The sequence below is a fragment of the Pseudomonas sp. EGD-AK9 genome (assembly GCF_000465935.2).
Lineage (GTDB): Bacteria > Pseudomonadota > Gammaproteobacteria > Pseudomonadales > Pseudomonadaceae > Aquipseudomonas.
The window spans coordinates 1-8,916 of sequence record NZ_AVOF01000100.1 but is presented as its reverse complement, the minus strand read 5'-3'; the positions used below and the strand labels follow the sequence as shown (position 1 = coordinate 8,916).

At 67.4% G+C, this 8,916-nt stretch carries 11 protein-coding genes and 1 pseudogene; 1 reads left to right on the top strand and 11 read right to left on the bottom strand.

What is annotated here, in order from left to right; genetic code table 11:
* The 6 genes from N878_RS05635 to N878_RS28850 all read right to left on the bottom strand — a co-directional run.
* Window positions 1–501 (bottom strand): aminotransferase class III-fold pyridoxal phosphate-dependent enzyme (locus N878_RS05635; protein WP_021442706.1); only part of this gene is annotated, 501 nt, incomplete at its 3' end.
* 9 nt (window positions 502–510) lie between these two features.
* The gene (locus N878_RS05630) at window positions 511–1,851 is read right to left on the bottom strand and encodes a glutamine synthetase family protein (protein ID WP_021442705.1); all 1,341 of its coding nucleotides are present in this window, start codon (window positions 1,849–1,851) and stop codon (window positions 511–513) included.
* Window positions 1,852–1,875: 24 nt separating this feature from the next.
* Window positions 1,876–2,433 carry a helix-turn-helix domain-containing protein gene (locus tag N878_RS05625; RefSeq protein ID WP_021442704.1) on the bottom strand — a complete coding sequence of 186 codons (558 nt, stop codon included), beginning with the start codon at window positions 2,431–2,433 and terminating at the stop codon, window positions 1,876–1,878.
* Window positions 2,434–2,446: 13 nt separating this feature from the next.
* Window positions 2,447–3,736 (bottom strand): FAD-binding oxidoreductase, encoded by a 1,290-nt coding sequence (locus N878_RS05620; RefSeq protein ID WP_021442703.1) that lies wholly within the window; start codon window positions 3,734–3,736, stop codon window positions 2,447–2,449.
* A 117-nt stretch (window positions 3,737–3,853) separates the two neighbouring features.
* Window positions 3,854–4,153 (bottom strand): hypothetical protein, encoded by a 300-nt coding sequence (locus tag N878_RS05615; RefSeq protein ID WP_021442702.1) that lies wholly within the window; start codon window positions 4,151–4,153, stop codon window positions 3,854–3,856.
* 20 nt (window positions 4,154–4,173) lie between these two features.
* Entirely contained in the window at window positions 4,174–4,320 is a 147-nt protein-coding gene (locus N878_RS28850) for a hypothetical protein (RefSeq protein ID WP_021442701.1), read from the bottom strand.
* A 358-nt stretch (window positions 4,321–4,678) separates the two neighbouring features.
* Between N878_RS28850 and N878_RS05610 the strand changes: the two genes are divergently transcribed.
* Window positions 4,679–5,626, top strand: coding sequence for an AraC family transcriptional regulator (locus N878_RS05610; protein ID WP_021442700.1), 948 nt, complete (start codon window positions 4,679–4,681; stop codon window positions 5,624–5,626).
* Window positions 5,627–5,727: 101 nt separating this feature from the next.
* Here N878_RS05610 and N878_RS05605 read toward each other — a convergent pair whose 3' ends face one another.
* The 5 genes and pseudogenes from N878_RS05605 to N878_RS26655 all read right to left on the bottom strand — a co-directional run.
* On the bottom strand, window positions 5,728–6,876 hold the full coding sequence (locus tag N878_RS05605) for an acyl-CoA dehydrogenase family protein (protein ID WP_021442699.1): 1,149 nt from the start codon (window positions 6,874–6,876) through the stop codon (window positions 5,728–5,730).
* Window positions 6,877–6,943: 67 nt separating this feature from the next.
* Window positions 6,944–7,528, bottom strand: a complete 585-nt coding sequence (locus N878_RS05600; protein ID WP_021442698.1) for a DUF4157 domain-containing protein — start codon at window positions 7,526–7,528, stop codon at window positions 6,944–6,946.
* A 29-nt stretch (window positions 7,529–7,557) separates the two neighbouring features.
* Window positions 7,558–8,157, bottom strand: coding sequence for a recombination mediator RecR (recR, locus tag N878_RS05595; RefSeq protein ID WP_021442697.1), 600 nt, complete (start codon window positions 8,155–8,157; stop codon window positions 7,558–7,560).
* A gap of 236 nt (window positions 8,158–8,393) precedes the next feature.
* The gene (locus N878_RS05590) at window positions 8,394–8,720 is read right to left on the bottom strand and encodes a YbaB/EbfC family nucleoid-associated protein (protein ID WP_003240957.1); all 327 of its coding nucleotides are present in this window, start codon (window positions 8,718–8,720) and stop codon (window positions 8,394–8,396) included.
* Between the two features lie 24 nt (window positions 8,721–8,744).
* A pseudogene (locus N878_RS26655) lies at window positions 8,745–8,916 on the bottom strand (DNA polymerase III subunit gamma/tau); the annotation flags it as partial.

Here is an 8,916-nt window from a genome sequence, read left to right as displayed (position 1 = left end):
ACCCTTCATCCCGCCGAGGCTGGCGCCGGCCACGGTGGAGCCGTGGTAGCCGTTCTCGCGGGCGATGATCACCTTTTTGCTCGGCTTGCCCCGGCACGCCCAGTAGTGGCGCACCAGACGCAGCATGGTGTCGTTGCCTTCCGAGCCGGAACCGGTGAAGAACACGTGGTTCATGCCTTCGGGGGCCAGTTCGGCGATGGCCTGGGCCAGCTCCAGCACCGGCGGGTGGGCGGTCTGGAAGAAGGTGTTGTAGAACGGCAGCTGGCGCATCTGCGTCGCCGCCGCCTCGACCAGCTCCTCGCGACCGTAGCCGACGGCCACGCACCAGAGCCCGGCCATGCCGTCGAGGATCTTGTGGCCCTCGCTGTCCCACAGGTACACGCCCTTGGCCTCGGTGATGATGCGCGGGCCCTTCTCGGCCAGCTGTTTGTAGTCGCTGAACGGCGCCAGGTGATGGGCGCGGCTCATGGCCTGCCACTGGGCGGTTTTCGGGTTGTGCATGGCGCCTCCTTACAGATACCAGCGGTATTCGCGCGGGTTGATGTCGTGCATAAAGGCCAGGTGATCCTGGCGTTTGTTCTCGCAATAGACCATGACGAACTCGCTGCCGAGGCCGGCGGCGACCCGCTCGCTGGCCTGCATGCGGCGCACCGCTTCGAGCATGTCCTTGGGAAAGTCCACGCCGCTGGCGCGGTCGTCGTTGAGCGGGGCGATGGGCTCGGCCTGCGCGTCCAGGCCCTGCTCGATGCTGGTCAGGAGCGCCGCCAGCACCAGATAGGGGTTGGCATCGGCGCCGGGCAGACGGAACTCCAGGCGCAGGTTGCGCGCATCCGACTCGGGGATGCGCACGCAGGCGTCGCGATCCTCGAAGCCCCAGCTGGCGCGGCTGGCCGAGTTGACCATGGCACCGAAGCGGCGGTAGCTGTTGTGGTTCGGCGCGTAGATCGGCATCAGCTGCGGCAGCAGCTGCAAGCAGCCGGCCACCGCATGGCGCAACGGGCGCTGCGCGTCGCGCGCCAGCAGGTTGTCGCCGGCCTCGTCGTACAGGCTGACGTGCACGTGCATGCCGCTGCCCGGATGCTGCAGGTAGGGCTTGGCCATGAAACTGGCGCGATGGCCGTATTTCAGCGCCACGCCGCGGGTCAGCCGGCAGAACAGCGCCGACCAGTCGGCGGCCTGCAGCGGGTCGGCGTTGTGGCCGAAGTTGATCTCGAACTGCCCCGGGCCCAGCTCGGCGGTGATCACCGTGGCGTCGATGCCCTGCACGCGCGCGGTCTCGGTGATGTCGCCGAGCACGCCTGCGAAACGCGACAGGCGCTCGATATGCATGTTCGGCTGATCGTCGGCATCGCCGCTCAGGTCGTCGTGGGGGAACTGCGGCAGGCCATCCTTGAGCGCCTTGTCGAACAGGTAGAACTCCAGCTCGAAGGCCACCACCGGGCGAATGCCGCGTGCGGCCAGACGCTGCACCACGCGCGCCAGCACCTCGCGCGGTTCGAACTCGATGGGCGTTTCGGTGCCGTCGGAGCTGATCAGCATCTGTCCCAGCGGCTGGCGCTCCCAGTTCACCGGCTTGAGCGTGCCGGGGATCAACCGCCGCGGCGCGTCCGGGTCGCCATCGTGGAAGCAGTAGTCGCCGATCTCGTAGAGCCCGCCCTGGGCGCCGAGCAGCACGCAGTTCTGCGGCAGCTTGAGGGCGCTGCCGGCGGCGACCTTCTCCAGCATCTCGATGGGGTAGCGCTTGCCGTAGAAATGCCCGGGGATGTCCAGGCAGATCAGGTCGACGAAGCGCACCTCGGGGTGGGCCTGGCGGAACTGGCGAACTTCATCGAGCAGTGCATCGGTAGTCATTGTTGTTGTGTCCACGTCGCAGAATCAGGTGTAAATCCACAGCACCCGCGTCGGGGTGTCGCCCAGGTTGGCGTAGCGCAGGCGCGCATAGCTCGGCACCTGGAAGGCGTCGCCGGCATGCAGGGTGGCGCCACTTTCGTCCTCGCCCAGCCACAGCGTCAGCTGGCCTTCGAGCACGTAACCGCCCTGCTCCGAGCGGTCGCTCATCTGCCGCTCGCCGCTGCTGGCGCCGGGTTCGAGCAGGCTTTCGAGCAGGGTGAAGGCGCCCTGCAGGGTCGGCGAGGCCATGATGTCGGTGATGCCGCCGGCGAAATACAGGGTGCGCCGCTCGTCCGGGCGGGTCACCCAGTCCAGCGCCTTGGGCCTGGGCAGGTTGTAGAAATAGGTGGTGGGCACGTCGAGCGCCTCGCTGATGGCGGTCAGGTCCGCCACGGTCGGCCGCGACAGGCCGCGCTCGACCTGGGAGAGGAAGCCCACCGAACGGCCGATACGTTCGGCCAGCTCGTTCAGGGTGACCTTCTTGTGCTTGCGCAGGTCGTGGATGAGGATGGCCAGGGCGGCCATTTCTTCGTGCTTGTCCATCGCCGCCTCGTAATCAGAAATAGTCACGCAGTCGATACCAGGCCTTGCCGATGGCCTCCAGCGGCGCGGCCAGGCGCTCGCCGAAGGGAAACGCCGGATTGCGCAGCTGCTGGTACAGCGCCAGCTCGTCGGGCTGGCCGAGGATGGCGTCGCTCACCGCCCGCGCCGCCGCCAGGGTCGGCAACACGCCGTGGCCGGAGTAGCCCTGCAGCCAGTAGCGGCCGTTCTCGCCGCCGATATCCGGGGTGCGCGCGCGGGTCACGTCGATATGCCCGCCCCAGGCGAAGTCGATGGCCACGCCGGCCAGCTGCGGGAACACCCGTTCGAGGAACGGCCGGGTGGCCGCCGCCATGTCCTGCGGCAGGCCGCCCAGGTAGGTGCAGCCGCCGCCGAACAGCAGACGGTGGTCGGGAGTGCGGCGGAAATAATCGAGCACGAACTGGTTGTCGGTGACGCAGGCGTTGCGCGGCAGCAGCGCCGCGGCGCGTTCGGCGCCGAGCGATGCGGTGGCGATCTGGTAGGTGCCCACCGGCAGGATGCGCCGGGCCAGACGCGGCTCCAGGCTGTCGATATAACTGTTGCAGGCCAGCACCAGTTGCTCGGCCTGCACACTGCCCTGCGCGGTACGCACGAGGTAGCCCCCGGCATGCGCCTGCTGGCTCAGCGCGCGGCTCTGCTCATGGAGCCGCCCACCGGCGCGGACGAAGGCTTCGGCCAGGCCCAGGGCCAGCTTGAGCGGATTGAGGTGGCCGGCCTCGGGATCGAAGAGCCCGGCCTGGTAGCGCTCGCTGGCGACCCACTCCGGCATCTGCTCGCGGGAGACGAACTGCAGCGTGCGATGGCCCCACTTGCGCGCGGCCTCCTCCTGCCATTCGTGCAGCAGCGCCACCCGCCGCGGCAGCACCGCGGTCCACAGGTGGCCGCGGCGGTAGTCGCAGTCGAAGCCGTGGCGCTGCGGCAGCTCGCGCAGCTCGCCGGCGGCCCAGGCCATGCCGTCCCACAGCCGGCGGGCGCGTTCGAGACCCAGGGCCTTCTCCAGTGGCGGCATATCGCAGGACCAGCCGAGAATCGCCTGGCCGCCGTTACGCCCGGACGCGGCCCAGGCTACCCGGCTGGCCTCCAGCAGGATCACCCGCTTGCCCGCCTCGGCCAGGCGCAGCGCCGTGTGCAGGCCGCTGAAACCGCCGCCGATCACCAGCACCTCGCAGCGCTGCTCGCCCTGCAGCGGCGCATGCTCGCTCAGGCGATCGGCGCAACTGTGGGCGTAATAGCTGTCGACGTGCTGGCTGGCGTGGCGGAACATGGGCGCCTCATGAAATTATCAATTTCTAATTTCATGAAAATCTACGCCGATAAATTCACAAAGGCAAGCCATGCCTCTGCCGCCCCCGCTCAGCACGCCGCGGACACGGCCGACGCCTCAGGCCACCTGTTGCAGTGGCTCCAGCGCGCATTCGAGGCTGGCGATCAGGTCTGCGCCGATGGCCTCGGCCAGCACGCCGCACAAGGTTTCGCCGGCGAGAAAGGCGTCCCGCGCCGCGACCGAACGCCAGCGCCCCTCCACGTGCCAGCCCGGGGCATCGCCGGCCAGCGGGAAAATCCGCAGCTCCAGGCAGCCCGATCCATCGATGCCGACGCCATCCAGCCGGGCCAGGCATTGGCCCAGTTGCGCCGAACGGCGCTGGCGGGCGCGAAAGGTCATACGGTGAACGATGCACATGACAACCTCCTGGAATGCATTCAGTACAGGCCCGCGGCGTTGCGCTGCAGCACGTGGGGCGCGGCGTCGGGCTCGGCGAACGGCGCGCAGTCGCCGGCCCGCGAATCGAGCCAGGCGGTGGCGAGCAGCAGCAGGGTCAGGGGCGCGAGCAGCCATTTGCTGGACATGGCCTGTCCTCCTTGTGGCGAATGGGGCCCAATCACCGATCAGCGGGCGATAGCGCGACTGCCGCTGAATTGGCGCAGTGGCTTGCCTCTGTCGGCGCTGACGGCAGGGCAATCGGCGATGCCTGCAGAGATTAGGTCGGCGGGCGTGCGAGCGTTAGTCGATTACTGGCCAATTCTTGCCTAAAACTGCCAAGACAATTTGACCGAAGATAAATCGACAGGGGTTAACGCCATGGATGAAACACCTTGTTTCATCGGCGATTTGCCCATTCCTGGCGAATATTTGCCTAATCCTGCCACCCCTCATGACTTGCCTGAAAAACCTGGCTAGGCTTCACGCTTCCTCAGGAGATTTGCCATGCAGTCACCCACGCACAGCACCAGCGCGCTCGAGACCCCGCTGGCCGAACTCAGCCATGAACTGGCGCGCCTGGTCGAACGCTTCGTGCCCGAAGACGGGGTGCATGTCACCGCCATTCCCGGCCTGAAACTGGCGCGGGCCACCACGCCCAGCCTGCCGATGCAGACGGTGTACGACCCCTGCCTGTGCATCATCGCGCAGGGCAGCAAGGAGATCCGCCTGGGAGACGAGCTCTACGTCTACGATCCGCTGAACTACCTGGTGGCCTCGGTGGTGCTGCCGGTGACCGGTCGGGTGATCGAAGCCAGCCCGCAGCGGCCCTACCTGAGCCTGGCACTGGAAATCGATCCGGCGCTGATCAGCAGCCTGCTCACCGAGATGCCGCCTATCGCGCCCCCCGATGCCGCCTCGCAACGCGCACTGTTTCTCGATCGCCTCGACCCACGCCTGCTGGACGCGGTGATCCGCCTGCTGCGCCTGCTGGAAACCCCGCGCGACATCGCCATGCTGGCGCCGCTGGCGCTGCGCGAGATCTTCTACCGCATGCTGCTCAGCCCGCAGGGCCATCGCCTGCACGAGGTGGTCATCGCCGACAGCCAGAGCCAGCGCATCTCGCGCGCCATCGAATGGTTGCGCAAGAACTTCGATCAGCCGCTGCGCATCGAGGAGCTGGCGCGCGAGGTCAACCTCAGCCCATCGACCCTGCATCACCGCTTCAAGGCGGTCACCGCCTTCAGCCCACTGCAATACCAGAAGCAGCTGCGCCTGCAGGAAGCGCGCCGACTGATGCTGTGCGACAACCTGGAGGCGGCGGCGGCCAGCTACCGCGTCGGCTACGAGAGCCCGTCGCAGTTCAGCCGCGAATACAGCCGCCTGTTCGGCTCGCCGCCGCAGCGCGACATCGCCCGCCTGCGCCAGGCGGCGCAGAGCCAGGCGGCGTCCTGATAACCGCGCAGGGCCATGCCCCGAGGGAGGCGTTTCAGTGGCGAGTTTTTCCGCCCTTTCTTAAAGGATGATCGCCGCTAAAGCCCCTCCCACGGCAGGTTCTACAGCCCCATCTGCTTGGCGATGATCTCGTTCATGATCTCGCGCGTACCGCCGCCGATGGAGAGGATGCGGTTGTCGCGGTACAGCCGCTCGACCAGCGACTCGCGCATATAGCCCATGCCCCCGAGGATCTGCACCGCATCGTAGGTGAGGCGGTCGGCGATATCGGTGGCGAAGTTCTTGGCCATGGAGATTTCCTTGATCACGCTGCGGCCCGCGGCCATCTGCGCCGCCTGGCGGTAGGTGAATTCGCGCGATACCTCCAGCTGGGTGGCCATCTCGGCCAGGCGGTGCTTGAGCACCTGAAACTTGCCCAGCGGCTTGCCGAACGCCTGGCGCTCGCGCGCCCAGCGCAGCGATTCTTCCAGCGCCAGCTGCGCGGTCATGTTGGCCATGATCGCCAGGCTCAGACGCTCGCTCTGGAAGTTGGCCATGATGCAGGCGAACCCGGCATTCTCCGCGCCGATCAGGTTTTCCGCCGGCACCCGGCAGTCGTCGAAGAACAGCTCGGCGGTGTCCGAGGCCCACCAGCCCATCTTCTTCAGCTTGCGCCCGACGGAAAAACCCGGCGTGCCCTGCTCGATCAGCAGCAGGCTGACGCCGCCGAAGCCCTCGCCGCCGGTACGCACCGCCACCGTGTAGTAGTCGGCGCGCACGCCGCTGGTGATGAAGGTCTTGCTGCCGCTGACCCGGTAGCAATCGCCGTCGCGCACCGCGCGGGTCTTGAGGTTGGCCACGTCGGAGCCGCCGGACGGCTCGGTCACCGCCAGCGCCATGATCTTCTCGCCGGCCAGCACCTGCGGCACCACCCGCTCGCGCAACGCCGGCCTGGCCCACTTGAGCACCGGCGGCAGGCCGATATCCAGCGAGCCGAGCCCGGCCACCAGACCGCCGGAGCCGCAACGCATCAGCTCCTCGCTGGCCGCCACCTTGGCGAATACATCGCCCTCGTGGCTGCCGCCATACTGCTCCGGGTAGCCGATACCGAGAATGCCCGCCGCGCCGGCCTTGAGGTACAGCTCGCGGGGAAACTCCTCGGCCTCCTCCCAGTCATCGATATGCGGCAGGATCTCGCGTTCGACGAAGCGCCGCACCGAATCGCGGATCAGTTGGTGGGAATCATCGAAGTACGACTGCCGGGCGGCCATGCGGGGTTCTCCCGTTATTGTTTCGGCCACCCTAACCTAGCGCTTGCTTGGCTTTCAAGCGAGCGTTTTATTTCTGCTCGCGCAAGGCCCTTCTGACCCGCGCCTGCATCTCGTAGGCCGGCCCTTCCACGGACTGGAAATCGCGGGTGTAACGCTGGGCGAAGCCATCGCTGCCCCAGTCGCGATACTGCTGCACATGCCACAGCTCATGGGCCCAGAGCGCCACGTCGTGCTCGGCGGCCTGGTCGCTGCGAAACACCACCACATCGACCAGGGTCACGGCCTGCACGTCCGGGTTCTGCAACATGAGGGTGGCGGCGTCCATCTCCTCGGTGATGCCCACGCGAAAGCGCACCTCGTCCAGCAACGCGGCGTCGTAGAAAGGCGCGAGCTGCGCGCGGATCATCAGCGGTAGCGGCTCGGTGCCGGCCCGCAGCGCCGCCTGGCGCGATTGCAGCAGCCAGGCCTCGAGTCGTGTCGCCGCCATGTTCAGGCCGTCCTCATGCAGCCGAACCGGATCGGGCACGCACAGGCAGGAGCCACCCAGGCAGACCTGCACCTGCCCGCTCGGACATTGGGCCTGTGCGGCAAGCGGCGCTCCGAACACCAGCAGCAGGGCGGCAAGGCGCAGGGCGGCGGCGATCGTGGGCATGGCAGAGAGACGCCAGAGACTACGGCTGATCAGAGGCTGATCGGCCGGCGTCCGGCCAGCGCGTGAGCCAGGGTGCCGCCATCGACCAGTTCCAGCTCGCCGCCCAGCGGCATGCCGTGGGCGATGCGCGAGGCGACCAGGCCCTTGCCGGCCAGCAACTGGGCGATGTAGTGGGCCGTGGCCTCGCCTTCCACCGTCGGGTTGGTGGCCAGGATCACTTCGCTGAAGCTGCCGGCGGCGATGCGCTCGAGCAGTTCGGGGATGCCGATGGCCTCCGGGCCCAAACCGTCGAGCGGCGACAGATGGCCCTTGAGCACGAAGTAACGGCCGCGATAGCCGGTGTGCTCCACCGCATGCACGTCCATCGGCCCTTCCACCACGCACAGCAGGCTGTCGTCGCGGCGCTCGTCGAGGCACAGCTGGCACAGCTCGTCCTCGCTCAGGCTGCGGCAGCGCTTGCAGTGGCCGACCCCTTCCATCGCCGCATTCAGCGCCTGGGCCAGGCGCAGGCCGCCGCTGCGGTCGCGTTCGAGCAGCTGCAGGGCCATGCGCTGGGCGGTCTTCTGTCCCACCCCGGGGAGGATGCGCAGGGAGTCGATCAGTTGACGGATCAGGGGGCTGAAGCTCATGGGGTTCCTACAGGTTCGTAGCCCGGATGCAATCCGGGAAAGATGTCACTGGGCATTCCCGGATTGCATCCGGGCTACACACTTGGCGCATTTGATCCAACCGCCACCACGGGGGCGATCAGACGGTATGCAGTACAAGGCGCGAAAGGCCCCGAGCACCGGAGTTTACGTCTGTAAATGAGGATGCTCGGGGCCTTTCGCAACGCAGTAATGCGTGCCGGCTGGGCGTCACATGCTCAGAAAGGCATTTTGAAGCCGGGGGGCAGCTGCATGCCTGCGGTCATGCCGGCCATCTTCTCCTGGCTGTTCTGCTCGACCTTGCGCACCGCGTCGTTGACCGCGGCGGCGATCAGGTCTTCGAGCACTTCCTTGTCTTCCTGCATCAGGCTGTCGTCCAGGGTGATGCGCTTGACGTCGTGGCGACCGGTCATCACCACGCTGACCAGGCCGGCGCCGGACTGGCCGGTGACTTCGGCGTTGGCCAGTTCTTCCTGCATCTTCTGCATCTTTTCCTGCATCTGCTGGGCCTGCTTCATCAGGCCGGCCATGCCACCTTTCATCATCTCGGTATCCTCGGTGTCCGGGGGTTAACTGGGGGTATCGATGGGCTCGATGCTGCCGTCGCGCACCTTGGCGGCGAACTGCTGGATCATCTGTTGCACCAGCGGGTCGGCCTGGATCGACGCCTCGGCGCTGCGCTGACGCTCGGCGCGGCGACGCGCGGCGGCCTGCGCCGGGGTTTCCTGCTCGGGCTTGCGC

Excerpts from the sequence above, each read along its gene's own strand:
- N878_RS05620 (WP_021442703.1), bottom strand. The coding sequence starts at position 3,736 with ATGTTCCGCCACGCCAGCCAGCACGTCGACAGCTATTACGCCCACAGT.
- recR (WP_021442697.1), bottom strand. The coding sequence starts at position 8,157 with ATGAGCTTCAGCCCCCTGATCCGTCAACTGATCGACTCCCTGCGCATC.
- N878_RS05590 (WP_003240957.1), bottom strand. The coding sequence starts at position 8,720 with ATGATGAAAGGTGGCATGGCCGGCCTGATGAAGCAGGCCCAGCAGATG.
- N878_RS05610 (WP_021442700.1), top strand. The coding sequence starts at position 4,679 with ATGCAGTCACCCACGCACAGCACCAGCGCGCTCGAGACCCCGCTGGCC.
- N878_RS05630 (WP_021442705.1), bottom strand. The coding sequence starts at position 1,851 with ATGACTACCGATGCACTGCTCGATGAAGTTCGCCAGTTCCGCCAGGCC.
- N878_RS05600 (WP_021442698.1), bottom strand. The coding sequence starts at position 7,528 with ATGCCCACGATCGCCGCCGCCCTGCGCCTTGCCGCCCTGCTGCTGGTG.
- N878_RS05625 (WP_021442704.1), bottom strand. The coding sequence starts at position 2,433 with ATGGACAAGCACGAAGAAATGGCCGCCCTGGCCATCCTCATCCACGAC.
- N878_RS28850 (WP_021442701.1), bottom strand. The coding sequence starts at position 4,320 with ATGTCCAGCAAATGGCTGCTCGCGCCCCTGACCCTGCTGCTGCTCGCC.
- N878_RS05605 (WP_021442699.1), bottom strand. The coding sequence starts at position 6,876 with ATGGCCGCCCGGCAGTCGTACTTCGATGATTCCCACCAACTGATCCGC.
- N878_RS05615 (WP_021442702.1), bottom strand. The coding sequence starts at position 4,153 with ATGTGCATCGTTCACCGTATGACCTTTCGCGCCCGCCAGCGCCGTTCG.